Annotated in this window: 25 protein-coding genes and 1 pseudogene; 4 read left to right on the forward strand and 22 right to left on the reverse strand. The window is 46.4% G+C overall.

Going from position 1 to position 26,067, the window contains the following annotated elements; genetic code table 11:
• Positions 1 to 100: 100 nt before the first annotated feature.
• The gene (locus tag BN8899_RS18035) at positions 101 to 847 is read right to left on the reverse strand and encodes a lysophospholipid acyltransferase family protein (protein ID WP_065220418.1); all 747 of its coding nucleotides are present in this window, start codon (positions 845 to 847) and stop codon (positions 101 to 103) included.
• On the reverse strand, positions 831 to 2,078 hold the full coding sequence (locus tag BN8899_RS18040) for an MFS transporter (protein ID WP_026207194.1): 1,248 nt from the start codon (positions 2,076 to 2,078) through the stop codon (positions 831 to 833). Before BN8899_RS18040 ends, BN8899_RS18035 begins: the two co-directional genes overlap by 17 nt.
• Positions 2,079 to 2,240: 162 nt before the next feature.
• Between BN8899_RS18040 and BN8899_RS18045 the strand changes: the two genes are divergently transcribed.
• The gene (locus tag BN8899_RS18045; protein ID WP_065220801.1) at positions 2,241 to 2,813 is read left to right on the forward strand and encodes an anthranilate synthase component II; all 573 of its coding nucleotides are present in this window, start codon (positions 2,241 to 2,243) and stop codon (positions 2,811 to 2,813) included.
• Here the strand turns inward: BN8899_RS18045 and BN8899_RS18050 are convergent, their stop codons facing one another.
• The 3 genes from BN8899_RS18050 to BN8899_RS18060 form a co-directional block, all read right to left on the reverse strand.
• Positions 2,814 to 4,451 (reverse strand): B12-binding domain-containing radical SAM protein, encoded by a 1,638-nt coding sequence (locus BN8899_RS18050; protein ID WP_065220419.1) that lies wholly within the window; start codon positions 4,449 to 4,451, stop codon positions 2,814 to 2,816.
• 208 nt (positions 4,452 to 4,659) lie between these two features.
• On the reverse strand, positions 4,660 to 5,499 hold the full coding sequence (locus tag BN8899_RS18055; RefSeq protein WP_018336126.1) for a mechanosensitive ion channel family protein: 840 nt from the start codon (positions 5,497 to 5,499) through the stop codon (positions 4,660 to 4,662).
• 16 nt (positions 5,500 to 5,515) lie between these two features.
• On the reverse strand, positions 5,516 to 6,112 hold the full coding sequence (locus BN8899_RS18060; protein WP_065220802.1) for an acyl carrier protein phosphodiesterase: 597 nt from the start codon (positions 6,110 to 6,112) through the stop codon (positions 5,516 to 5,518).
• Between the two features lie 65 nt (positions 6,113 to 6,177).
• Here BN8899_RS18060 and BN8899_RS18065 point away from each other — a divergent pair, with 65 nt between their 5' ends.
• The gene (locus BN8899_RS18065; RefSeq protein WP_065220420.1) at positions 6,178 to 6,693 is read left to right on the forward strand and encodes a C40 family peptidase; all 516 of its coding nucleotides are present in this window, start codon (positions 6,178 to 6,180) and stop codon (positions 6,691 to 6,693) included.
• Between the two features lie 84 nt (positions 6,694 to 6,777).
• On the opposite strand, the gene BN8899_RS21300 is transcribed toward BN8899_RS18065, so the two are convergent.
• The 5 genes from BN8899_RS21300 to BN8899_RS18085 all read right to left on the reverse strand — a co-directional run bounded on the left by BN8899_RS21300 (position 6,778) and on the right by BN8899_RS18085 (position 10,357).
• A complete protein-coding gene (locus BN8899_RS21300; protein WP_018336123.1) occupies positions 6,778 to 6,912 on the reverse strand; it encodes a hypothetical protein in 135 nt (44 codons plus the stop codon).
• A 67-nt stretch (positions 6,913 to 6,979) separates the two neighbouring features.
• Positions 6,980 to 8,680, reverse strand: a complete 1,701-nt coding sequence (locus BN8899_RS18070) for an FAD-dependent oxidoreductase (protein WP_065220421.1) — start codon at positions 8,678 to 8,680, stop codon at positions 6,980 to 6,982.
• 17 nt (positions 8,681 to 8,697) lie between these two features.
• Entirely contained in the window at positions 8,698 to 9,000 is a 303-nt protein-coding gene (trxA, locus tag BN8899_RS18075) for a thioredoxin (protein WP_065220803.1), read from the reverse strand.
• 56 nt (positions 9,001 to 9,056) lie between these two features.
• Positions 9,057 to 9,917, reverse strand: coding sequence for a nitroreductase family protein (locus BN8899_RS18080; protein WP_065220422.1), 861 nt, complete (start codon positions 9,915 to 9,917; stop codon positions 9,057 to 9,059).
• Between the two features lie 14 nt (positions 9,918 to 9,931).
• Positions 9,932 to 10,357, reverse strand: coding sequence for an AAA family ATPase (locus tag BN8899_RS18085; RefSeq protein ID WP_148375523.1), 426 nt, complete (start codon positions 10,355 to 10,357; stop codon positions 9,932 to 9,934).
• Between the two features lie 201 nt (positions 10,358 to 10,558).
• Here BN8899_RS18085 and BN8899_RS20520 point away from each other — a divergent pair, with 201 nt between their 5' ends.
• On the forward strand, positions 10,559 to 11,041 hold the full coding sequence (locus BN8899_RS20520; RefSeq protein WP_316244993.1) for a PD-(D/E)XK nuclease family transposase: 483 nt from the start codon (positions 10,559 to 10,561) through the stop codon (positions 11,039 to 11,041).
• Between the two features lie 64 nt (positions 11,042 to 11,105).
• On the opposite strand, the gene BN8899_RS18095 is transcribed toward BN8899_RS20520, so the two are convergent.
• The 11 genes and pseudogenes from BN8899_RS18095 to BN8899_RS18140 all read right to left on the reverse strand — a co-directional run bounded on the left by BN8899_RS18095 (position 11,106) and on the right by BN8899_RS18140 (position 22,970).
• Positions 11,106 to 11,471: a LytR/AlgR family response regulator transcription factor gene (locus tag BN8899_RS18095; RefSeq protein ID WP_231932416.1), complete on the reverse strand. Its 366-nt coding sequence runs from the start codon at positions 11,469 to 11,471 to the stop codon at positions 11,106 to 11,108.
• A gap of 177 nt (positions 11,472 to 11,648) precedes the next feature.
• Positions 11,649 to 12,725 carry a TlpA disulfide reductase family protein gene (locus tag BN8899_RS18100; RefSeq protein WP_187376947.1) on the reverse strand — a complete coding sequence of 359 codons (1,077 nt, stop codon included), beginning with the start codon at positions 12,723 to 12,725 and terminating at the stop codon, positions 11,649 to 11,651.
• An 84-nt stretch (positions 12,726 to 12,809) separates the two neighbouring features.
• Positions 12,810 to 13,337, reverse strand: coding sequence for a hypothetical protein (locus BN8899_RS18105; RefSeq protein ID WP_065220426.1), 528 nt, complete (start codon positions 13,335 to 13,337; stop codon positions 12,810 to 12,812).
• 41 nt (positions 13,338 to 13,378) lie between these two features.
• Entirely contained in the window at positions 13,379 to 14,017 is a 639-nt protein-coding gene (locus BN8899_RS18110) for a hypothetical protein (protein ID WP_065220427.1), read from the reverse strand.
• 24 nt (positions 14,018 to 14,041) lie between these two features.
• A complete protein-coding gene (locus tag BN8899_RS18115) occupies positions 14,042 to 15,634 on the reverse strand; it encodes a RagB/SusD family nutrient uptake outer membrane protein (RefSeq protein ID WP_065220428.1) in 1,593 nt (530 codons plus the stop codon).
• Between the two features lie 5 nt (positions 15,635 to 15,639).
• Positions 15,640 to 17,766 (reverse strand): annotated as a pseudogene (locus tag BN8899_RS21260) (SusC/RagA family TonB-linked outer membrane protein); the annotation flags it as partial.
• An 18-nt stretch (positions 17,767 to 17,784) separates the two neighbouring features.
• Positions 17,785 to 19,206 carry a SusC/RagA family TonB-linked outer membrane protein gene (locus BN8899_RS21265; RefSeq protein WP_231932418.1) on the reverse strand — a complete coding sequence of 474 codons (1,422 nt, stop codon included), beginning with the start codon at positions 19,204 to 19,206 and terminating at the stop codon, positions 17,785 to 17,787.
• A 104-nt stretch (positions 19,207 to 19,310) separates the two neighbouring features.
• On the reverse strand, positions 19,311 to 20,501 hold the full coding sequence (locus BN8899_RS18125; RefSeq protein WP_065220429.1) for a FecR family protein: 1,191 nt from the start codon (positions 20,499 to 20,501) through the stop codon (positions 19,311 to 19,313).
• A 123-nt stretch (positions 20,502 to 20,624) separates the two neighbouring features.
• Complete coding sequence (locus tag BN8899_RS18130) at positions 20,625 to 21,197, reverse strand: RNA polymerase sigma-70 factor (protein ID WP_065220430.1); 573 nt, start codon at positions 21,195 to 21,197, stop codon at positions 20,625 to 20,627.
• A 110-nt stretch (positions 21,198 to 21,307) separates the two neighbouring features.
• Positions 21,308 to 21,919 (reverse strand): GNAT family N-acetyltransferase, encoded by a 612-nt coding sequence (locus tag BN8899_RS18135; protein ID WP_231932419.1) that lies wholly within the window; start codon positions 21,917 to 21,919, stop codon positions 21,308 to 21,310.
• Between the two features lie 214 nt (positions 21,920 to 22,133).
• Positions 22,134 to 22,970: a PepSY-like domain-containing protein gene (locus BN8899_RS18140; protein ID WP_065220432.1), complete on the reverse strand. Its 837-nt coding sequence runs from the start codon at positions 22,968 to 22,970 to the stop codon at positions 22,134 to 22,136.
• 149 nt (positions 22,971 to 23,119) lie between these two features.
• Between BN8899_RS18140 and BN8899_RS18145 the strand changes: the two genes are divergently transcribed.
• On the forward strand, positions 23,120 to 24,322 hold the full coding sequence (locus BN8899_RS18145) for an MFS transporter (RefSeq protein ID WP_065220433.1): 1,203 nt from the start codon (positions 23,120 to 23,122) through the stop codon (positions 24,320 to 24,322).
• Here the strand turns inward: BN8899_RS18145 and BN8899_RS18150 are convergent.
• Entirely contained in the window at positions 24,319 to 25,959 is a 1,641-nt protein-coding gene (locus BN8899_RS18150) for a M64 family metallopeptidase (protein ID WP_065220434.1), read from the reverse strand. The genes BN8899_RS18145 and BN8899_RS18150 overlap by 4 nt on opposite strands.
• Positions 25,960 to 26,067 lie beyond the last annotated feature (108 nt).

A 26,067-nucleotide genomic window follows, 5' to 3' on the forward strand; every position in this document is an offset into this window, starting at 1 on the left:
ATTTATGATTTATGATTTTCTACTATCCCCTCTAACTCCCCCTTACACGGGAGGAGCCGGAAGGGGTCGTTTTTCATTTTCAATTCTCCATTTTCAATTTTCAATTGTAAAAGAAGTGCTTAAGGCAACACTCTTTTTCTTCACCCTCGACATTGTAAAAACTCTCCAAGAAACGGTTAAAAGGTTGCCGTCCCTCTGCCGCGTAACGTATAGCCTCTTCCGTGATATCTTCAAAAGTAATAGTTACGTCCCGGCGAGGCACAAAAAAAATCAAATTCGCTAACACGTAAAAGATACCCTTCAGGTAAGTCCACAGGAAATCAGGTGATTTCCCCGTCTTCGCCCTAGACCACATACTACCCCACAAACCTTGAATCCGCACCCCCACGACACGTACCCCGTCCGGCAACTGGCGGCACACTTGCCAAGTACCCTGTTTATTGCCGACACGTTCGAGTCCCCCGTTAGTCAATTGTCCTGCCGGGTAAATCAACACATTCCTCCCCGACGCTAAGGCATCCACCACGACCTTACTCAATCCCGCGACAACTTCCACGCCCCGGCGGCTCTTTTCAAGATCAGGAACCTGCACGGCACCCATCAAATGGAGTATCTGTGCCACGATAGGAATCTTAAAATACCCTTCCGTCACCAGCGGGGATACATCCGTGTATCGCAACAATTGGGAACACACGATCTGCGGGTCTACCGAAGCCTGATGGTTCGGCAAAAACAGCGTAGTCCGCGGTTCTTTCAGCAATTCTTCGCCTTTCAGATGAACCCGATAACGAACACTCAACACCCCCCGGTAAAAAGCCGCTAATACTCTTTTATACCTTGCTACCATAGAAAAATCTTACTATCCTTAAATTGCGGAACCGCTCCCGCACCTCTGCCACCCGGGTAAACAGGATAGCAGTAATCGCGAACGTGAGCACCGCAAGAAATATAAATACAATTCTGGAATCAAAAAACATCCCGATCACCCCGAAACATCCCGAGGCAAAAAGCATAAACAGGAACGTGATCAAGTTCGAGTAAGCCAACATATCTCCCAACTCCCGTCCCTTCACGTTTGCTTGAATCCACGCATCCAACGGCACCTTGAACATACCACTGAAAAAGGCTGCAAGGAATACCAGTATGGCAAAGAATACCCCGCCGGCATCAAAAATAAAAATTGTCAAGAGCACCAATCCCGTGGTGATACCTCCACACGGCACCAACCCCAACTCCACGTCATGCCGGGACAACACTCCCGCAAGATAACAACCCGAACCGATGCCGATAGCCGCCAATGACATCACGATACCCGTTTCCGAATCGCTCATTCCCAAGTCGGAACGACAATACACGATAAGCACCATCTGTATCATGGCACCGATAAACCAAAACGTGGCAAGCCCCACCACGATAAGGTTCAGTCCCTTGAAAGCCTTCGCCCGCAGGAACATATCCTTCACGAACTTCACGGGATTCAAAGTTTCGTGACTCTCTTTCATCGGCTCGCTCTCGTTCGCCCGAATCGTCAGACTCGCCAGCCACCCGAAAAGGGCAACCCCGAAAAGAATCACGCACAGAACCGGAATATCCACGCTCTCCGACAAGAAAGCCGCCATCAAAGTACCCGTGAGGATACCCACGAAAGCAAACATTTCCATCGCTCCCGAACCGAAAGATATACCTTCCTCTCCCCCGATATCCCGTATCAAGCCGTACTTGGAGGGCGAAAACAATGCGCTCTGCAATCCCATGAGCAGAATAGAGCCCAACACGAGCGACGTCGAATGAGTCAGGAAACCAGCCGCCGCCACGAGCATAATCAACATCTCGGCGAACTTCGCCCAGACCACGATCTTCCGCTTCGGGTAGACCTTCGCCAAACGCCCCGCCAACGGGGAAAATAACAGATAAGGGATCACCAATGCTGCCGATGCCAGCGTAACGACCATAGACTCATTCTCCTTGCCAACCCAAGCGATGCAAATAAAACACGCTAAGGTCTTCAGAAAATTATCATTCAATACTCCCAAATAGTTCGTGAAGAACAAGGAGAACCAATTTTTTCTTTTTACCATAATTACACAGTTACAAATGACAGCTTACAAGTTACAAACATGTGTACCCCCGGGAATTACGCACTTCTCCCGAAAAACTGTCCTGCCAAAGGTAGTTTATTTCACCCCGAATTCCTACTTTCGCACCCGGAAAGAGTTCATAAAGTTTATAAGATTATCCTAATGAAACGTATTTTAGTCATCGACAATCACGATTCGTTTGTCTACAATCTGGTTCAGATTCTACGTGAAAACAAGCATTGTCAATTCGATATTGTTTATAATGACCGCATAGACTTTTCTGTTCTAGGACAATACGAAAAGTTGCTGCTCTCCCCCGGTCCGGGCATCCCGTCGGAAGCCGGCGCCCTGCTCGCCCTCATCGACCGATGCAAGACCACACACTCTATTCTCGGCGTATGCCTCGGGCATCAAGCAATAGCCGAATGTTTCGGTGCACGCCTGCAACAACTGAACTACCCGAAACACGGGCACCCGAGCTCTCTAACGATTGTCGACCCCTCGGATATTCTCTATCAAGGTATTACCTCCCCCGTAAAGGTAGGACGTTACCACTCGTGGGTTATCGCCCCGCATACCTTACCTCCCTTCCTGAAAGTAAGCGCACTCGACGAAGACGGCAATATCATGTCCTTCTATCACGAAAGCCTCCCCCTCCACGGGGTACAATACCACCCCGAGTCGATCATCACGACTCATGGCAAGGAAATCATAAATAATTGGATTATTCAATAACTAAACTTCTTTGCAACAAACGAACAAAGGTTTCGAAGCAGACCGTCCCCGGTCAAAACCGAACCAGTATTCCTTCACGCCATCCGGTAGATAATACATCCGCATAATATCCGTGTACTCACCCGCCAACACGGTGATTCCCGTCGGAACGCCGTCGTTCCAGGGTTTCAGCCGCCGACTGGGTTCTTTGGCAAAAGGAATGCCCGCCACGATCCACGCCACGGAAATATCCGTCAGATATGCCGGATAGCGGCTCTCGCAAAACTCATATAGCAAAGTCCCCCGCTTTTCCAGACTCAGAGGCTGTTCCAACACCTCCAATTCCTCCAACCATGCCAAGAAATCCGGCAAGAAACGCTCGTCATGCACGATCAGACACCGCACGACTCGCTGCCATGCGCCGGCGTTATAAAAGCCGTCAATCAAGCGGGACAACAAGCGAGCCTGCCGCAAATCCTCCACGCCCATCTCCCGGGTACGCAATACCTCGTAAGGCACGTCCGGCGAATACACGATCCCCAACTGTCCTGCCCGTTCCCGCATCACCGTTCCGGGCAATAGTTTCAACAATTCCAACTGGATTTCCCCCGTGCCGAAAGAAGCCAGCACCCGCACATCGGCGATCATCTGCTCCAACGTGTAGAGAGGCAATCCCGCTATCAGATCAGCGTGCACGATCAAGTTCGGCAATCCCGCCAAATAACGCAATCCGTCCAATGCCGCCTGCAAGCTGCCTATCCGCCGACAAGCCTGTAACACATCCTCCCGCAAACTCTGAATCCCCGCTTCCAGATGCAACAATCCGGCAGGTAATTCCCGCAACAACGCTTTCACTTCCCCGGAAAGCAAAGCGGGGTGTATCTCCAAATGGAAACGCATATCATGAACAAACTCCCGGAACAATTGCAGCAAACGGATAGCTCGCTCCGAACTCCCGTTAAAAGTACGGTCTAGCAAACGAATATCCCGAATACCATGTTCCCGAATCGTAATTAACCGTTCCCGAATCCGCTCCACGGAAAGTACCCGCACGGGTTTCTCCTCACCGCTCACGCAAAACGCACAAGTATTGAAACATCCTCGTGTGGTTTCCAACTGCACGAAAGGCTTCGACCAATCGAAAAAACAACTCGCTTCTGGTATCCGCAAACGGTCGAACTCCATAACCCTTGCCAGCCCCCCGTCATGATATTCCTCCCGTTCGTCCAACCAACAAAGCCCGGTGATAGAATGCCAAGCCTCCGGGCTATCATATACTCGCAACCACTCGTGAAAACCAATCTCCCCTTCTCCACGGAAAACGCAACTCACAAAACGATGGCGCCGCAAATACGCCTCATTATCGCCCAGCATTTCCGGTCCCCCGAATATAATCGTGCATTCCGGCAATAACGCTTTTACACGGGAAGTAATCTTCAACAACACCTCGTGAGTGAACAACCACGCCGTGGCAGCCAACACATCCGGCTTTCTCTCCACGATCTCCGCCACCACACTTCCCACGTTCGAATTAATCGTCACCGACACCTTTCCCCATGTTACACGCCCCTCATCTTCTTCCGCTTGGGCATGGATAGCCGGGAGAGCCAAAGAGGAATGAGCGTACGATGAATTCAAATCTAACCAGAGTAATTGCATGACAATGAGTTCGTAAAGTTTATAAAATTTATAAGGTTTACTAAATTCTTTTCGAGTCGCAAGGTAATCAATATCTGTTCCAGATCAAAGAAATTGAAAATGGATTTCCTTAAAGAACTACCCCCTCTAACTCCCCCTGTGTAAGGGGGGAGCCAGAAGGGGTAGTTCGGGAATGAAAAGTTCATTTTCAATTCTCCATTTTCAATTCTTATTGGTGCAAGTGTACGTCCAGCTGCGGGAAAGGAATATTCAGCTTTTCCTCTGCGAAAGTCTTGTACACCTTCTCGTTCATGTCAAAATAAACACCCCAATAATCGGGAGCGTTCACCCAAGCACGAACTACGATATTGACGGAACTCTCACCCAAAGACGTCAAAGCAATAAAATAAGCCGGATCTTTCAGCACACGGGTTTCCGCATCCAGCAAACGGCTAAGCACCTCTTTTGCCTTCGTGTAATCATCCCCGTAAGCGATGCCGAATTCCCAATCCACCCGGCGGGTAGCTTCCTTGGAATAGTTCTTCATCAACCCCGTGGACAAACCTCCATTAGGGATGATAATCACCTTATTATCAGCCGTTGTAAGGATCGTATTGAATATCTGAATCTCTCTTACCGTACCGCTTTGTCCCTGCGCCTCAATAAAATCACCTACCCGGAAAGGCTTGAACAACAAAATCATCACTCCCCCGGCAAAATTCTGAAGCGTACCGCTCAATGCCATACCGACGGCAACACCGGCAGATGCAAAGAGAGCGATAAACGAACTGGTTTCAATCCCCAGTATCCCGATAATCACGATAATCAACAACAGGTTCAGCGTGATGCTCACCAAACTCCTCACAAAAGTAGTCAAAGAAGCCTCGACCTCCCGTTTTATCAAAATCCGGTTCAACAACTTGTTCAAGCGTCGAACAATCCAACGTCCCACGATCAAAACAAGTAATGCAAACAAGATTTTAGAGCCGACGGCAATCCCCAAATCAACCATCTTGCTCAAAAATACGTCCATAGAAACATTGGACGGACTAGTAAATAATTCTTCCATACTCCTCTTTTTATATTTAGTTAATAATCAAGTCTTCGTTCAACTTCGCATGACACATCTCCCGCACATCCGGCAAGAACCGCTCGAATATACCCTGCAACTGCATCCGGTTCGCTACCAGAAACTCGATCGCCCTATCCGGCTCCACGCCCAAATGTTTATACTCCACCATAATTTCCAACGAACGCCGGATGCCCGACAATGAAGCATACTTCACCAAACGGTTCGTGAGAATAAAATGCCACAGGAACCCCTTAAAACGCTCCGGCAAATAACGGTAGTTTCTCACTAAAGCCACGTAGAATCCCAAGGTAAACCGCCATAAGGACTTTCCCGTGTAGCGCTTGAACCCCGTCGCCAAAAAGTAGTCGAAGTAAATATCCGTCATCACTCCCGCATATCGCCCGAACTCCCCTCGCGACAACTCGATCGCCTCACGCACCAACGGATGGTGATCCGTGTAATCGTCGATCGCCCGGTGCAATAATATCCCTCTCCGGAAATCAATCGGATACTTCTCGTAGGCTCGCCCTTTCACTGCATCCCCCACGAAGTTTCCTATTTGTACCTTCCGGTTATCTCCTGAAAGAAATATATGTGCCAAATAATTCATCCGTGCAAAAATAAGAAAAACCTCAAACAAATTAATTATCTTTGCCAAATAAGCACATAAATCACATGAGAAACATACTATACTGGAGCATTCTTTTACTGGCATTGGCATTATCTTCTTGTAGTTCGACACAACGGCTTGCCGTCCAGAAAAGTAAAACCGAACAATTATCCCGCAAATTAGGCTTCACAGTGAACAAACGGGACAATCTCCCCTTATTCGAAGAAGTTAGCCTCTGGCTCGGGGCGCCCTATCGTTACGGGGGAACCAACCGCACGGGTGCCGACTGCTCGGGGTTCGTGGGTTCCGTGTACAAGAACGTGTATCACAAATCATTGCAACGGACAGTAGCGAACATATACAGTAAAGACTGCCAACGCATCGGGAAACGCCGGGTAAAATCCGGAGACCTCGTGTTTTTCAATTTCTCCAAGAAAAAAAGAAGAGGATTAACCCACGTGGGCATATTCCTCAAGAACGGGTACTTCGTCCATGCCAGCACGTCCAAAGGCGTTATCGTCAGTCACTTGAGCGAGAACTACTACAAAAAAGGATGGAGAAAATCCGGAAGAGTGTGGTAATTCCCGTTTCATTCCCAACACCCGGTAAAGTCAATAAATTCAAAGATTGCACGTAATCGGTAAGCTCATCGTTAATTACCGTCCCTACCGACTGGTAAGGGTCAAATCAATACTTTTATTCCCTGCCGGAATAACTGTTTCCTTATCATCATCATCGCTACAACAGCTATACGCTATTCCCATGATGACGGTCAAAATCAAAATTGCAAATCGCTTCATGCCTTCATTCGTTAGTTTAGTTTTCTTTTATAGCGAATGAAGGCATCTAATTGTTTCACAATCTGTTTTACTTTTTACCTACCGGACCCGAACAAGGCACCTCGTGAGGATTCACGGGAGCACTCGCAGTGACCGTGGCATACGTCCGGTATCCCCCGTTCAGGTTCATCACTTCGTAACCGAGTTGCATCAATACCCGTGCAACAATGTATCCCCGCAAACCAATGGCGCAAAAGACCACGATAGTCTTATCCTTCGGTAGATTCTTGTATTCACCTCGGGAACCATCCAACGGAATATTCACCGCTCCCGGTATCGTTCCTTCTGCAAATTCTGCCGGCATCCGGACATCTACCAGCATGACTTTCCCGCTATCCATTGCCTGCAATTCCCGCCAGCCGATCATCTTCACCTTGCCGCTCAACATATTATCAGCCACGAAACCCGCCATATTCACCGGGTCTTTCGCCGAAGAATAAGGAGGCGCATATGCCTGTTCCAATTCCATCAAGTCATACACCGAACCACCTTCCCGGATCACCGCGGACATCATCTCCAAGCGTTTGTCCGCCCCATCCGAGGCTACCGCCTGCGCTCCCAGCAATTTTCCATCCCCCGGGGAAAAGTTGATCTTAATATCCATCATAATCGCTCCCGGATAATACCCCGCATGTGAAGCCCCATGAATAATGGCTTCCCGGTAAGGCATCCGCAATCGGTCGAGCATCTTCGCCGACAATCCCACGGAGCCGACCGTCAAATCAAACACCTTGGCAATAGCCGTATTGATCGAACCTTTATATTTTCGTTGATTACCGTAAACGATATTATCGGCACATATCCGCCCCTGCTTATTAGCGGGACCAGCCAGAAATGCCAACGCCGGGCGACCGCTCACGGGATTCGGGAACTCGATAGCATCCCCCACGGCATATATATCCGCATCGGAAGTCTGCAAATACTCGTTCACCCAGATACCGCCCGTTTCCCCGATCTCCAACCCTGCCGCTTTTGCCAAACGGGCATCCGGGCGCACACCGATAGAGAGCAACACCATATCTGTCTGCATCACCAACCCGCTTCGCAGTTCCACCTCGATACCGTCCTCCGTCTGCCGGAAAGCCGTCACCGCCTCCTGCAAATAAAGTCCCACGCCTTTCGCTCTCAGGTGTTGGTGTACCACTGCCGCAATCTCGAAATCCACGGGAGTCATCACTTGATCTGCCATCTCCACGATCGTAACCTCTATACCGTACTCGTACAAGTTTTCCGCCATCTCCAAACCGATAAACCCGGCTCCGACAATGACTGCCCGCTTCACGTCACGCTCGTCCACGTACCCTTTCACCCGGTCGGTATCGCTCACGTTGCGAAGCGTGAATATCCCTTCCGTATCAATCCCAGGCAAAGGCGGACGCACAGGTTCCGCTCCCGGCGACAGTACCAACTTATCGTACGTTTCTTCATAACGCTTCCCGGAACGCAAATCATGCACCCGAACCACTTTTCTTCTCGGTTCAATTCCCTCAACTTCCGAACATACCCGGGCTTCGATATTAAAACGAGCGGCAAAACTCTCCGGCGTCTGCACGAACAGCTTTTGTCGCTCGTAAATCACATCTCCAATATAGTAAGGTAATCCACAATTCGCATAAGAGATATACTCACCTCTCTCGAAAAGGATTATTTCAGCATTTTCATCCAGCCTACGCAAACGGGCTGCCGTAGAGGCTCCTCCCGCCACGCCACCGACTATCACATATTTCATACACAACGATTTAAATGTCAGACATACTGTTCTATAATCTGCTGCAACTGCGCCGCCTGCACCACCCCGCTATTATTCCACAACATCCGCCCCTCCTTAAACAACATCAGCGTCGGCACCGATTGAACATGATACAAGTACACCAGCTGGCGATTAGCCGGGACATCCACGTCCACTTTCAGAATAATCACCTTATCTCCCAACCGTTTCTTTACCTCCTCGAGTATCGGGTGCATCATCTTGCAAGGTCCACACCAGGTAGCGAAAAAATCTACCAGCACCGGCTTGTTGCCATTAATCAATTCATTGAACTTGTCCATAGCTTTCATTATTTTCGTTAATTTATAACCGATATACGTCTACCGGTAAAGACAAGTTATTCCAATCGAGCCACTTTTATATCCTTCCGGTCGATATAATTCGGGTAGCGGAAAGCCGGCATCCCCAGAGCCATAATCGCATGGATATGCCCGTCGATACCGAAAGACTTCGCCAGTCCCCTTTTTTTATCCTGCTTAATAGCGGACATCACGAATCCCATGTACACTTGGCTCACCCCCAGGCTCTCCGCCACTAACGAGGCATTCTGGTAGGCAAGATTGCAATCCTCACACCCGAAACGGTTCGACTTCGGCGAGTGAATCAGCAACAATGCCGTGGCATGGCGCAATATCGGATCATTACCCGCTTGGTCTTCCCGAACCAACCGTTCAAAAACGGGCACGTACCTGTAAACCCCTTTCAGCAAAGGCTTCAATAAAGGTTTTAACACCGGGTTCTTCAATTTCTTCAATACCCCGTTAAAGATCCCGAGCGTGTACTCGCTTACCTCCCTCACCCGCTTCGGGTCGGTTACCAGCGTGAACGCCACGCTCTGCGCATTCGTCGCCGTGGGAGCCCGATGCGCCGCCTCCACGATCATATCCAGCATCTCTGCCGGCACGGGAGTCTTCGTCATCGTCCGGTTTGACCGCCGTACCTTGCACAAAAGCATCATCTGCTCCGGCGTTGGCAACAGCGTGTAATCAATCGGGTGCACCTTCTCCGCCGGGAAATCACTATGCCTCACCGCTCCCGTCGGACAAGCCGCTGCGCAATGCCCGCACCCGATGCACATCTCCTCGTGCTCGATACCTACTACTTCCCCCACCTTCACCTGTGTAAAAATCGCCGCCGGACAAACCTTCACGCATTTTCCACATTTTACGCAACTATTTTGATCTATACTTAACGTCATATTTTTAAATCTAATCAATAAATCCACTTTCCGATATTCCGTTCCGTAGCACTAAACTCCACACCAACTTTCACTATCTCACGTTCGTCTACCTGATAAGGAATCAAATATTTCTTATCATCAATCTGTTGTAAAGCCTCCTCTGCTATACCGTTCAATTTAAACTCGAAATGCAACACCGGGTAGACATTCCATTCCCTCTCCAACCCGGCTATAGCAAGCCCCTCAAACAACGCCTTTTTACCCTCAAAATAAGCCTCAAAAGTAGATAACAACAAACTTTTGCCAAAGCGCCTGGGACGACTCAGGAAATAAAGTTTTCCAGTGCTCGCCATTCGCCACACGAAAGCAGTTTTATCCACGTAAAGATAACCCTCTCTACGAATATTCTCGAAAATCTGTATCCCGATAGGAAGTTTACGTGATATATTATTATCCATGACCATTGTTACGTTATTTGAATTACAAACTTACGGAAAAATCTCCAATTTTTGCCATTTACACACCATAAACAAGAAGAGATCAAGTCACACGTCCCCTTTTCAAGTACATCACCTATTCACCAACACTCGTCGTCACCGGTGTTGCTCTGATCACGCGGCTTCACGTACAGGATAGACTTCGATCACCCCAAAGCTTACGTGCAATTCTATGAATGCGAAGGAGATTATCATTTACCATATCCTACTTACTCGCTCAACCTCGTGAACGAGATTTTCGAACCGGAGATGCAGGAATACTACCCCCACTACAAGCTCGTGCATAACAAGGATTCAAACAAAGTTATCGACGGGTTGCAACTCGTGTTCGTGGAGCTTCCCAAGTTCACTCCGCACACGTACGCAGAGAAAAAAATGCAAGTGCTTTGGTTACGATACCTCACCGAAATTGGCGAGCACACGGTTTCCGTCCCGGAAGAATTACACTCGAACCCCGAGGTAAACAAGGTCGTTAAAGCCATCGAGGAAGCGGCATTCTCCCCCGCCCAACTGCTCGAATACGAGAAATTTTGGGATATCATCAGTACCAAGAAAACATTGTTCTACAGTGCCGAACAAAAAGGATTAGCCAGCGGGATGGAAAAAGTAACCGGGTTACCCGTGGAGGAAATCGAGGCATTATAGTTTCAATAAATTCAAATTATAAACCTATTCCAGGAAGTTGTTTCCCAGGACAAGTTATTTATATTTATTTGTTATTTTTAAAGGAGCGGGCTTTATGCAATCCTTTCACTTTGCCGAGGAACCGGAAACGGGAGTGGAAGTCGTTGCGGTAAGCGGAACTTACCAAGAAATCCTGCTTGCCAATATAGATCGTGTTGCCGATCACCCGGTCCACGAGATCCTGGCAGACGGCATAACCGCGGTGTACCCGAGCGAATCGCTCGGGAGGAAGTGCCGCCAGCACTTCTTTCAACGGGTGTATCACGATGATTTTGGTGCCATCCTTGAAATAAATGTAACAATAAGCCCGATCCGCCTGCAACCAGGCGATACTCGAGAACAAGACCAAGCGGTACGAGTCATTACTCCAAACGAAAATCCGATCGTTCATAACACCATCACTTACCACAACGGCATTACCTGCCGGGAGGTTTATGCCCCCAGAAAACAAGCCTCCCGGCAGGTAGATTTATAATTTTACAAAAAATAAATGCCGAGAGAAATCTTCACGCACCTAAAGCTCTCCCGGCATTGGCAATCAAATACTAAAGTAACCTTGACAAACTTCTTATTTCAGCAACTCCTCGATTTTCTTTTTCAATTCTTTTCCTCTAAGATCCTTCGCGATAATCCGATTATTTTCATCTAACAATATCGTGTGGGGGATACTCTTGATAGCGTACAAGATTGCAACATTAGGCGTTTGCAATAATTCCGAACCGTGTATCCACACAAGTCCATCATCTTCTATAGCTTTTTCCCAAGCCGCTTTGTCCGTATCCAAAGAAACACTAAAAATCACAAGACCTTCCTTGTTAAACTCTTTGTACAATTTTACCATGTTGGGATTTTCCAACCGACACGGTCTACACCAAGAAGCCCAAAAATCAACAAGTTTCACTTTCCCTTGAATCGAATGCAAAGAAATCGGCCTTCCCTCGGGAGTCAGTACCGTAAAATCGGGAGCGATAGCCCCCACGGCGATCTTGTCCAACAAGCTAATATACTTGGCAACCTCTTCCCCGAAGAATGAATTCTTCACTTCATCCGTGAACCCTCCAAATATATTCTTCACAATATCTATTGGTATATTCTGCATTGAACCGGACAAAATACAAGCCACAACAAAATTATCATTGTTTTTCCGCATCAATTCGATGCGTTCGTTCATGGCCTTTTTCATAAAAGACTCGTAACGATTTTGCAATGAAGTCATTTGTGCTTGCGATTGAACTGCACGAACAGCTTGCTCTACCTCTTTGCGTTCTTTCGTCACGCTTTTGTCTATTTCCGCGAACTGATTAAATAAACTTTGTGCCACCCCTCCTTTCACGTTCAACACGTCATGCTCGTCAACTTCAACCTCGTAATCCGCATTTTCCAGCATAATTTGAAAAGCTGATTTACCATTCGGCATCACGACCAGAGCCACGCAACCATGTTCTACCCGTCCACTCAATTCAAACCTACCGTTTTTCATCACACCTTGACCAAGCGTATCCAACGTGTTATTTGCCGCCCGTTCCAGCAACCAAACCGTTCCATCAGACATATTAGCAACCTGCCCGGAAATTTTAAACCCCTCTTGAGCGTACCCCTTCCCCATGAACATGAACGCTACAAATAAAAATAATATTTTCTTCATAGAATTATTAATATTAAAGATTATAAAACACCACATTATAGTGGACAGGTGTTTTTGTCACACCTGCCACTTCTTCACAATTACTTACTTCACGATAATTGTAAAAATATTCTCAACATCTTTCGAATATCCCTCGTTACAAAAGTTTAACGATATTTTATACCGTCCCTCGGGTATCGAGAATACATCCGTCGGTAAAATAAGCATCCCATCACCCCGCACTGTCAATAATTTCAACATCTCTTCAGGATCTCCATTTTCACTCGTGATTTTCTTTACTTGCACATGTATAGGCATCGTACCTTTGATTCCTTGAATCTTCGTGCTTAACCAAGGCAATTGCAAACGATCCCGCTCGTAATCCTCTCCCGTGTTTATTCTTTCCTTGATCCCCATTCTAATTATATCAATAGGTTTAAACTTCAAATCATTCAAATAAAATGACCACATAGGATTTTCCACTCCCGGATCATTATCCAAAACACGCTTCACAATCATCGAATCTGGTACATACGATGCCTCTTCCGTTCTCAAATATCCAACTGCCACGTCATGGCAGCCCACACTCAACAGCCCCAATAGTCCAACAACAGACAATATTACTTTTTTCATTTTACTTGTTTTAATTGAGATAAATAATATAAATCCAGCTATCAATACATGATATCTCCCAACTTGTAAGAATAGTCCAAAGAGTGCACTACCCCATTGAGCGGTTGAATATTCGGACTTGCTAACGGAACCACTGCTTTTCCGGTGAAAGAGTAAAGATGTAACTCTTCTCTTCCTCCATCCGGCACGTAGAGATAATCAGATTTTTCAATATAGGCTCGTAAGTGCACGCCTTTCAACGTGTACAAATCAGTTCCCCCAGTCTGTTTCTCGTCATATATATAATACTCCTCATCACGATACGCGATCTCTTCACTTAACACTTTCCCTTTCATCACATGCATCAAGACTAACTCACGGGCTGTCTCTTTGTCTATTTCAGTCACGTTTTCCATTTTCTTGTCGTAAAGATAACGCAACACGGAATAACTGGGGAATCCCCAGAAAGTAATCTCGGGTAGCGTATCCACCTGTCCCTCGAACAAGTCCGTTAACCCGGCATGTTCTATCAATTCTACCGTCAATTTCCAGTTATAATCGTCCCCCCGCAGATATTCCATCATCGAACAATCGTGATACGGGGAGGAAACCCCGGAATCCCAAACATTCTGTTTCGTGTCGCAAGAAGCACCTATCCCTGCAAGCAGTAATATCACGTACAATTTATATATCTTTTTCATTCTATCATTATTTTAAGCCATACATTATAAATACCGATTCCACCACGTGTTCTGTCTTAACCCCGTGTTTCTCCCGAAAGCAGTTTCTTTCAAAGCGTAAAAGAAACAACCGTCAATAAAATCTTGGTCGGATGCCTCGGCGAATCCCGGATCCAATTCTTTACGAACGTAATCCGCACCATTCCGGATAATATCAAAATAACGGTGGCTTTCAAAGAACAGCTCTTTTTCCCGTTCTTTAAAAATGGCATAACGCAAATCACCATTATATTCGGCAGGATCATACAATTTAGCATTCGCCCGTTTCCTGACCTCGTTCAGGTCCGCAATAGCCTCCGCCTCTTTATTCAATCGCACCCGACACTCCGCCCTTAACAGGTGAATATCAGCCAAACGCCAAAACGTGTAATTGCAATCAAAATGGGCAAATTTCCCCTTATCATCCCCGGAAGTGAAAGTCCTCATATCTCTAAATGCGTAAGGATAAGCAAAACCACCCGTGACGTTCAAAAGCGTGTCATGGCTCATGGAATCCAATTTCCAGAAATAAGACTCGCGTCTCAAATCTCCCTTGGGATACATTTCCTTTATCCGTTCAGCCTTAACCATCGTTCGTTGCTCTTTGATACAATCCAATCCTAAGCCATAAAACCGCATGTATTGAAGCCAAGTACAATATCTTGCGGCCCGCCCATCGCCAGCGGTTTTGTAATACTTATAATTTTCGTTCCTCTCGATTTCATCCCAATACGGGTCATATTGTAACTCGAAAACACTTTCCGAGGAATTCCCTTTAAACACTTTATTTATTACCGCTTCCGGATTTTCTACAAGTTGATATATTCCCCCGGCTTTACCGGTTTCACTTCCGATAATCGCCGTACAAGCCTGTTCGGCCTCTCGCCATAAATCATTCTCGTCATACCCTTGCAAATCCGGCCGAGCGTAATACTTTCCTCCCGCTTTCCACGCGCACAAGTAAGCCAACAACGCATTCGCCGCACCTTTGCACGGTTCATTTTTATAAAGAGGGGAATTACCACTGGAATTTTTAACTTTATCATATTCCGGCAACAGACGCACCGCCTCACGAGCCTCGTTTATCGCGTAATCAATCACCTCCACCCACGGGGATTGAGGACGCACGATCTCCATGTCCGCATCCAAACCGACAATCACACAATCTCCCCATCCCTGCACGATTTGGAAATACGCAAAAGCCCGATAAAAATGTCCCTGTCCAAGGTAATAATCTTTCCTTTCACGTGAAGCATCTATCTGATCCGTGTACTTGATAACCACATTTGTCGCACCGATCAACTCATACCAAAGAAACCAATCAGACTCTCGTACAAATTGCGGCCGCAAATTTCTTTGTCCCTCGTAATCGGAATATATCGTTGAATCAAGCACCGTGCCTAGTCCAATATTTCCATCCACGCCGACCACATCCCGAAGTTTTTGCGCACAAAGCCTCACGGCTGACTCAATGTCTTTTTCCGTTTCGTAAGCATTCTTAAATGTAAGCGAATTCTCTGGCGTCATATCCAGCATATCATCACAAGCAGACAGCAATCCTACACTTAATAACAAGCTTATTATAAATATTCCTTTCATTTCCTTTAAAATTTAAGAGTCAAACCTAAAGTATATTTCCGAGCTAACGGGTAATTTCTACCAGAATCAAATCCACCGCTAATATCCACGCTCTCCGGATCCAAGCCGGAATAATTACTCCACGTGAATAGATTTTCCCCGCTGACAAACACTCGCAGCTCTTTCATTTTCAATTTATCGAGCCAGCGTTGAGGAATAGTGTAACCCACTGACAACGTTTTCAATTTCAACCAGTTCACTTTTTCCACGTAACGATCGACCAAACTATTAAAATGAGAATAATCAGGAGAAGCTTCCCAACTAGGATATTCAGATTTATCGCCCGTTTTTTCCCAGAAAGAAGTATGTTCTATATCCATGAAGAATGGTGCCAACTCTCCTCTCAACGAACCTAACGGAACATCATTCACGATGTGACGCCCTAATTGATAAGCCATGGAAAAATTAACATCTATGTTTTTCCAACGGAATTCACTTACCAATCCCCCGCTGATTTCAGGCAAAGCACTCCCCAAATACACCTTGTCACTCGCATGATCTGCATATCCATCTCCATTCGCATCAATATATTTCAAGTCCCCTGGTTTAAAGTAATATTTACCATCCACAGCTGTCATATAACTTTTCCATCCCTCGCTATTCAAATACACGAACGGCAATTCCTCTTGCTTATCCACGTAACCGTCACTCAACATCCCGTAGATTCCATTCAAGGGTTTCCCGATAATCCATCCTCGTTCGTCATATCCTGAATAAGATTTTCTAAATTTGTTCCAGTTTTTAGCACCATTCACGGAAATCCGCCAAAACAAATCCGGTTTCATGAAGACATTAAATTTCAAGAGTAATTCTATTCCCTCATTTGAAATCGCCGCAGCATTTCTCCATTGACGAGAATACGTGTTTGGAGGTGACAAGGGCACTTGCATTAACAAATCAGTCGTGTAACGATAATAATAATCTAACACTACACCCACGCGGTAATTGAAAAAATCCAAATCCAATCCTAAATCATACTGATCCGTATTCTCCCAAGAAAGATCCTCGTTATACAAGCCGTTTGCAAAATCTGGAGTCAAAGCTCCATTCCCTTGGAAATTAGGACCATTTTCCACAAGCCCCAATGCCAAATAAGGACTTTGGAAATGCATTCCCGAACGTCCCCAACTAGCACGGATCTTACCGAATGACAACCATCCTAAATTATCCTTCACGATAGGTTCCTCGGAAAATGACCAACCTGCTGCCACCGAAGGGAAAGTACCCCAGCGATGTTTAGCACCAAAGGTTGAACTCCCGTCTCGACGGCAACTTACAGAAAGAAGATATTTTTCCCGGAAATTGTATTCTAAACGAGCGAAATAAGATATCAATACCTTTTCCTCCATATTGGATTCGTAAAATTTAAACGGTATCACGTTCGAGGTTCCGAAAGCCTCTTCAATCCCATAAGAAGGCAAACTCCCAGGAGCATAATGAATCTTGTCACTTGGTGAATTCATGGCACATCCGGCATTGTACTCTATCTGGTCATATTCATAAGCAAATCCCGCCATCAACGTGAAATTATGATCCTCCCCGAAAGTCTTTTTATAACTGAAAAGCTCTTCATTCAACACCATCAAATTAATACCCGTTTCACCTAAACTTTGTGAACGATTATTCGAGTCAAAATACGAGGGCTGGAAATAATTGCGCCGGGCTATAGAATAATCAGCCGCCAAAGATGACGATATATTCATGCCTTCTATCACCTCGTAATTCAATTTAAAATTCGTTCGCAAGCGAATGTTGCGATTAGCCTCTTTCGTACCTTTCAGGTTTTCCAACGCAGCCTCCCAAGGAGCAGAACCAGCACCGGGACTCATAGTGCTCAACTTGTAGGGATCTCCCGGAACAGTTTCTATTGAAGGAGCAGACCCCACGTGTCCGCCTTCACCGTCAGACACGAAACCGGAAGCATTGGTACCCCTTCGTCGGTTTACCAAGGTAGCGTTGAAACGCATGTCCAAATTGAAACGCTTCACAGGCTCCACGTTCAAATTTAAATTCAAATCCACCCGTTTAAACCCGGTTCCTTTCACGATACCTCCTTCATCATAATATCCCAAGCCAAGACCATAAGTCATTCGCTCACTTCCCCCGTAAGCCTAAATATTAGCATTGGTTGTCTTCGCCGTTTCGTAATACATCGGGAAGAAGTTCGTCGCATTATTGTAAAACGGATTCAAACTGTCTTGCAATGATGACCCATTAGATACCTTATTAGATGGAAAAGGGATCCAATTGGCATCCAAACTTCCTTCCTTTCTATCATAAATATCTTTCAGAGAAGTCGGGTATTTGTATGTCAAATCAGTTACATCAAAATAAGCCACGTATCTTTTCCTTTGGGACAACAACCGCATCCAACGTTCCATTCTACCGATCGTAATATCAGGGAGGCGAGGCAAAATTCCCCAGCTTTGGGAAGCATTCACGGAAAACGTGGCGTTTTGTTCTTTCTTCCCTTTTTTGGTCGTCACGATAATCACGCCGTTAGCAGCCCGAGAGCCATAAATGGAAGCCGCAGAAGCATCTTTTAAAATCTGAATCGACTCGATCATATCCGGGTTAATATCCGCCAGCAAGTTCGTTCCCGTCACCGGAGAGGAAAACGAATTCAAGGGCACCCCGTCAACAACCCATAACGGGTTGGAAAAACGACGTCCTTGCTCTACATCCAACGAATTGTAACCGCGAATCACGATGGAAGTACCTCCACCACCGGGAGAACCGGACATCTGCGTGATATCCATTCCGGCAACACGTCCCTGCAACAAATTCGCCAGATTAGAAACAGGAATACCCTTGAGATCCTCCCCTTTAATCACGGAAATAGACCCGGTCGTTTCCCGTTTTGTCGTGGTCCCGTACCCGACAACGACAGTCTCGTCCAAAGCCAAAACTTCCTCTTCCAAGATAACCCGCAAGGTATCTTTTACCGTACGCTCGTTGAATTCTATCGTTTTCTTTTTAAAACCGATAAAAGAGAATTCCAACATCCCTTTTTGCATGGGCAAGTCCATCGCAAACCAACCATTCGCATCCGTGGCGGTACCCATGGAGATACCCATAATCTTCACCGTTACCCCCGGCATCGGGTGCTTACCCGTGTCATACACGAATCCTTTCACCCGAACGGATTTCTTCTCCGGCTCTTGCTTCGCTGCTACCTTAATAATCACCAAGTTGTCGTCAAAAGAATACGCCAATCCCAAGCGAGGCAACAAATCTTCAAGCACGGTCTTTAATTTTTGGTTTTCCACCTGCACACTCACGTTCCCCCGGTTCATGACTTCCCGGTGATTATAGAGGAAGCTATACCCCGTCTGCCGTTCCAACTCCAGAAAAACCTTCTCTAATGCCACGTTTTTCAACTCTACCGACACTTTCGATTGCTGCGCGTGCACGGTCGCATGCACCTGCATCAAACTGCAAATCAGAAAAATAAACACAATTTTCATCTTCATCATCCATTTTCGGACAAAAATCTTTCCTCCAGATCTTGTCCGGTTTGAATTTTTTTTCATACCTTTATATTTTAGAATTTTACTTGGCATGTCGGTCAAAATTACCACACTCCGACCCACATGCTTAAACTAAAAGCTGTTCAATGTCCATGCGAACAGCTTTTTTATCTTATTTTAATAAAAACATTATTCCCTTTTATATCAAACGTCACGTTTTCCGTTTGCTCGAATTTATCCAGTAACACACGGATATCCTCGTAGCGTTTCACCTTTCCCGTGAACTCAACCTGCTTTGCGCTCTCGTTCTGGTAGAATACGTTCACCCCGTACCATATCGAAAGTGTCGTCATGATTTCCTCCAGCGTCGTTTGCCGGAATTTGTAATACCCGTCTTTCCATGAAGTGTACTGTTCCGTGTCCACTATCCTCACGTCCGCCTCACGACTATTCTTATCATACACGAACTGTTCTCCCGGCACGATCCGGAAACTTTTCCCAACACACGCCACCTCCACACTTCCTTCAATAAGAGTCATCGCCACCTTTTCCAATTTCTCGTAAGCATTCACGTTAAAAGAAGTTCCCAACACTTTCACATCCATTATGCCCGTACGTACCCAAAACTCCCGTTCGCTATCTTTTGTCACCTCGAACCACGCTTCCCCTTTCAGGAAGACCTCTCTCCTGCCTTCACCGAACGCCTCCGGGTAACGAATTTCGGAACCGGAATTTAAAAACACTTTTGTCCCATCAGACAAAACAAGCTGATATTCCCCGTTCGCAGGAACTGTCAACGTGTTGTATATCATTTCTCCCGACGCCTCCTTGCTTTCGATTCCCGAGTACACCAGCGTATTCCGCTCATTCGTGATCCGCAATGCCGTGTCCGCCAGAATCAACTCACTCGTGTCCCGTTTCAACAGCACAACCTCTCCACCACCCAGCGTCAACACCACTTGCCCGCTTCCCGGTTCCACCCGTTCCCCGGTCACCCGCAATTTCCCCTCTTCCGGCTTCATCCATACCATTACTCCCACACCTAGCATCAACAACACCCCTGCCACGCTCGCTCCATATCTCCACCAACTCATCCGCCGCACTTTCTCCTTTTTCTTCAACTTTATCATCGTCTTCTGCATCTCTCCCTCCAACCTCTCGTAAGCCTTCTCACTATCCAACCCTCCCTTCAGCCTCACCAGCCTCACGACTTCGCCCAACTCTCCCGTCACCATCCTGTACATCTTCTCATTCTCACGACTCACTCCTCGCCACCTGTTCACACGCACACGCTCCTCCTCCGCCACCGGCTCTCCCGCTAACTCTGCCGCTATAATTCTCAAAACTTCATCTTTCATAATCCTTATTTTACACTATAACACCGCCACCCCCCGAATCATGTGACAGGAATCTTCATTTTTTGCAAAAAAAATTCACGACAACAATACCGTCATCGCAAATTCGTGCAAAACACGCTATAATTATTTCGATTTCAATCTTTTATATAAAAACAGCAATACCGTAAACATTTGCTTTTCCAGTTTCTCCCGTAAAAATTTCAAGGAACGAGTCAATTGGGTTCGGACGGTATTGATACTGATTTGCAATTGATCGGCAACTTCCTGGTACTTTTTCCCCTCTGCACATATCATCATAAAAACACGGCGGCGTTCCGGGGGAAGCTCGTTTATCACGGAATAAAGGAGTTCAATCTCCTCCTGCCCGTCTTCATACATTATCTCCGACACGGGCATTTCTGCCATAACTTCTCCATGGCGGGCTTCCCGACGTTTACTGTTCCGCAAATCGTTCAACGCAACATTCTTGACTAAACGAAACATGTACTTATCCAAACCATCGACAAGATTCTCGTAAAGGGCGTTTTCCCAAACATTCATGAAACAATTCTGCACGACATCCTCTGCCGCATCCACATCCTTAAGAATATTCGTGGCATACAAAACCAATACGTCATGATACTCCAAGAAAAAAATCTTAAACGCATTTTCTTCTCTGTTTTTCAACGCTGCTAATATTTCTTCCGCCCTTTTCATTCATGCCATGTTAATTCCACAAATTAAATAAATATATTACAATAACACATCATATTTAATTTACTTTTTCCCAATTGACAAGTCAAAAAGGCATTCCCCGTCTCAAAAAACTAGCATCTCGCCTCCTCTTTCATCATGCTGTAATAGTAAAAATCGATCACTTTGCCGTTTTTAACAGCGGCTTTGTGCAAAACGGCTTCTAGTTGGTAGCCTGCTTTTTCCAGAACCCGCATAGAACCGGGGTTGTAGTCAAAGACGAGAGCGTACAGTTTCTGGTAACCGAATGTCTCGAAAGCGTATCGGGTAACGGCTGCCACTACCTTGTGCATGATACCCCGCCCCCAATAAGGCTCGCCCAGCCAATAACCGATCTCGGCGGTTACACGTTCAATATCGCCCTCGGAGCCGAACCCAATGCTTCCCACCGCTTTTCCGTCCACCTCTATGGCGAAACGTGTCGGCGGGGTTGGTAAGACGTGCACCATACTGATATAATCAAAAGCATCTTGTTTCGTGTACGGATGTGGAAAGTGATCCATCACGTTATTCCAGATCTTTTCGTTGTTGGCATTCTCGGCTAATGAATCACAATCCGAAAAACGCCATTCGCGCACCACGAACCCGTCCCCTTCAATCCTCACTCCACGCACTTTCTCCCGTAACATTAAGAACTCATTTCCCTGACTCTCCGATCGGGGTAAATCGCTTATACTTGTTTTCATAACTGTAAGATTCGCTCAGAATCTCTCCTTAATCATTGTTTGTTTTCGTGTATTAAAACTACACAAACATACATAGTTTAATGATATTGTGTACCGCAACACTAAAATAAATTTTTGCACTAACAATCAACACATTAACTCTCAACAACACTAAAAATTCATCCCGGTCACGATACCAATATCACTAAAATATTCCCCAAAGATACGCACGGAATTAGTCCAACACGATTGTTCCGTCCGGGTAGATTTCCACGGAAATATTCATCGTGTGCGGTTTCGTGAGGACGAAGCGGTAAACGTTCTCGCCGGAAGCATACTGTATAAAGTGGATGCTGCCGATAGAGAAACTGTTGTACGCCTCACCTTTCAGCACGTCCAACACGACTTGCGGCACGTTGGCTTCGAGGACAGACCAGGAGGTCTTCATCCAGTTGTTGTTCCGGTCGAACAACACTTCTTTTACCAGGTTCTCGTCGATAATATCCACTTCCAGGATACCATCCTGCCAGCGTTCGTCGTTGACAACCACCGCCTTCGGGTAGTTTTGGGAGATAAACGAATTCACGGAGACGGGTAAAGTTTCAGCGTTCTCCTCCGACTGTTTTACCAGTTCGCCGTCCTCGTTAAAATAAATGTACATCTCGCTGTTCGCATTCTCGATCTCCAAACGATACAGGGGGGGAGTATTCACCCGGTCGATGTAATCCACGTCCTCGACTTTCCAAGAGCTGTATACACTTCCGGCAAACCCGTCCTTCACTTTCGCCGGGAGATTGGCATACGACACCATGTCTTTCTCCGTCATCACCCACTGCCCGTCCTTACTGAACCAAGCCTCACACTCCCAGCCCGATTCCCTGAACTCAGCTTTCTCGTATACCCCCTTCGTTTCCCAAGTCACCGCCGTGGCATTCGGGAACTTCGCCGTGAAAGCAGCCGTGACACTATCGTGCGGTTTGTAATCCTTATCGTTGTCGTCATCGTCGTGACAAGCGGCAAAAACAAATAACGAGGCAACCCACAAGGCTGCCATCAAAATCTTTCCTCTCATAATCTTTCCTATTTATCTGTTTAACATTTGGTTCCTAGTATTCCTTCTAACGAAAAACAACAAGAGAAAGTTTCCTCGGAAAAAAATAAATAAAGGGGGACAACGTGCCCGCGGATTGCTTACTTTTGCACCGAAATTAAGGACTTGAAATGAATAATTGTCAAGAAATAAGCTATTCAGCGAAAAGCTCGAAAGACAAAACGATCTCGATATGCGTCTTCTTGTCGGGATTTTCTTGCTTCGCACAATTGTATTATTTTCAACCGCTGCTCCCCGACCTTGCGACGCAATTCAACCTGTCTGCAAGTTACAGCAGTCTGGCTATCTCGTTCTCGACGCTAGGCATGGTGATCGGGTTGTTTACCGCCATGTTCGTGGCAGACAGCATACCGAGGAAGAAATTAATCAGCGCTGCGCTGCTATCATCCTCCGTGGCATCGGTGATCTGCTCTTATTCCAATTCCTTTTTCCTGCTCGTGGCATTGAGTGCCCTGAAAGGATTCCTGCTGTCGGGGGCGACGTCCGTGTCGCTGGCATACATCTCGGAAGAAGTGTTGCCCAAGAACAAGGGTAAGATCACGGGATTATACATCGCCGGCAACGCCCTCGGGGGAATGGGCGGACGCGTGATATCCTCGTATCTCAGCTCCGAATTCTCGTGGCGGATAGCATCCGCCTCAATCGGGATATTGTGTGCCGTCTTCGCTATCCTATTCCTGATATTCAGCCCCCGTTCCATGAATTTCAAACCAAAGAAGGAGAATTTCAAATCGCTTATCATCTCGAACTTGCACCTGCTCACGTCCGCCAAGTTGCTCCCGTTTTACCTGATCGGGTCGCTTATGCTGGGGATATTCGTGAGCCTGTACAATTACCTCGGGTTCTACCTCGTGAAAGAACCGTTCAACTTCCCGGATTACCTGATTCATTACATCTACTTCATGTATATTTTCGGGGTATTCGGCTCGGTTGCCACAGCTAAACTGACCGCCCGCTTCAACCATTTCAAGATACAGAAAACCATCGTGCTATTATCCGTCGTGGCGTTGTTGCTGCTATACGTGAATAATTTTTGGATTATCACCCTCGGCTTAGCTATTTTCACGTTCAATTTTTTCGTCGTGCACGTTATCTGCAACCGCATCGTGAGTGACTATAACCTGCAAAAACGCTCGGTCACCATATCCATATACCTTCTGTTCTATTACATGGGTTCCAGTGTGTGGGGTTCCGCCACGGGTGTTGTCCTCGACCATTTCGGCTGGCAATGGTTCATCGCCGCCCTGATCCTCCTCACCTTTATTCTATATGCCATAGCGTACAGGGGTGCAAGATTAATGCAGGAAGACTAGAAGTTCAAAGCCTTCCTGACCAACCGCGGGCGGGCAAACGGCTTCTCTTCAACCGCACGGGCACGAAGGTATGCACGAACTTCCGGCTTATGCAATATATCGAACGCCACAAAGTCCTCGTAAGCAGGTGATACAACATTCTTACCCTTCTCCATTACCTTGTCGTATATCTCTTTGCGGCTCGGGGCATTGAACGCAGTCTTGTTACTATTCATCATACTTTCATAAGTCGGGCGGTAAATACCTGTTTTAAAGGTGTAAGCCCCCTCTATCACGTCTATCTCCTCAGACACATAACGGTTGTCTGACAAGAAAGCAGACCAAGGTACTTCTGTCCTATTATTCGTCAAACTAACATTTTGCACCCATCCATCACGTTGAAGACTTTGTACTTCTTTTATGACATCAGCTGTAATGACCGGGAATTCCAAATAAGAATACTCATCGCCCAGCTTGGCTAAGCCGTGTCCGACAGCCTCGTGCGTGAGCACTTGCCGGAAGTCTTCACTATCCATTCCCTTAATAATCGGACAATAAGCGATGGCAAAGTCTATGCCCTTGTTCGTTTGCGAATTCATATACCAATAAGTAGTTCCAGCATGAACCTGTGTGTTCAGTATTACGATAACTAACGCATCATCATAATTAATATTCTTTACACATTGCATATATGCCTGAACTATTTTGTCATCCCCTTCAATCGCGGTACTTTGCCCGCCTTCCAACTTGCAACGAAAAACGGTTTTATCACCACTCGTGAAATCTTTACTCTTTGAAACTGCCGTCACGGCATACACGTCGAAATAATCGCGAAGTGACTTTATCGGTTCCTCCGTGAATATATTCTCGCACGCTTTATTCATGGTATTGGCATAAACCCCGTCGTCAATCTCTTGCTGTGTAAATCCATCCCCCATAATGATAATAGGAATTCCATTCCCCTTGCTTGCTGTCTGCAAAACCCGGACACTCTGGTCCGACGTGTGATCGACAGGCGTCAATTTTCCCGCCTGGGTAAATTTAACGGTTGCCATAACCTTAGAGTCTGCCTTCCGGGTAAAGATGAAATCAACGGACCTGGAGTCATCGCCCGGATTAGCCAAAACATTCAGCCGAACCTCATATTGGAAAACTGCCCTCCCACCTTCATTTTGGTTCAACCAATCCACGTTCGGGCTACTCTCAATCTGAAACTCATCCTCTCCCATGTTCGTGGAGAACCCGATTTGTAGTACTCCTCCCTCGACAGGCATTCTATATTCCGTCAGATCCGGCTCGATAAAACCTATTTCACCTGCTTCCTGCGTCAACGTGATTTCTTTCCGCACCGTGCCGGAGGACAATACAAGAGTAGCAGAACGATCGACAGTAGTCGAGTTTTCACTCTTGGCGGTAATCGTGAGCGAGGCTTTCCCGCTCTCCCCCGAAAGAGGGGATACCGAAAGCCAATCGGCAGAACAGGAAGCCTTCCATTCACGTGCGCTCGTAAAGGAAAAGATCGTCGTTGAACCGACTTCCGAATTTATTACGACACCACCGCTATTCTCTATCGCGAAACTAGGCTCTATTTCTTTATCGGAACAAGCCGCCACGAGAAAAAAGCACAATAAAAACAAGAAAAAGGATTTCATCTTCATGTCAGTAGTTATTGGTAATGTACAAATATATAAAATTTAAAAAGCTCCCGTCAAAATGACGAGAGCTTTTTGGCAAAATTTTTTCAATGGCTTACGTTGAAAAGAAAA

This window comes from Butyricimonas sp. Marseille-P2440 (genome assembly GCF_900091675.1).
Taxonomy (GTDB): Bacteria; Bacteroidota; Bacteroidia; order Bacteroidales; family Marinifilaceae; genus Butyricimonas; species Butyricimonas synergistica.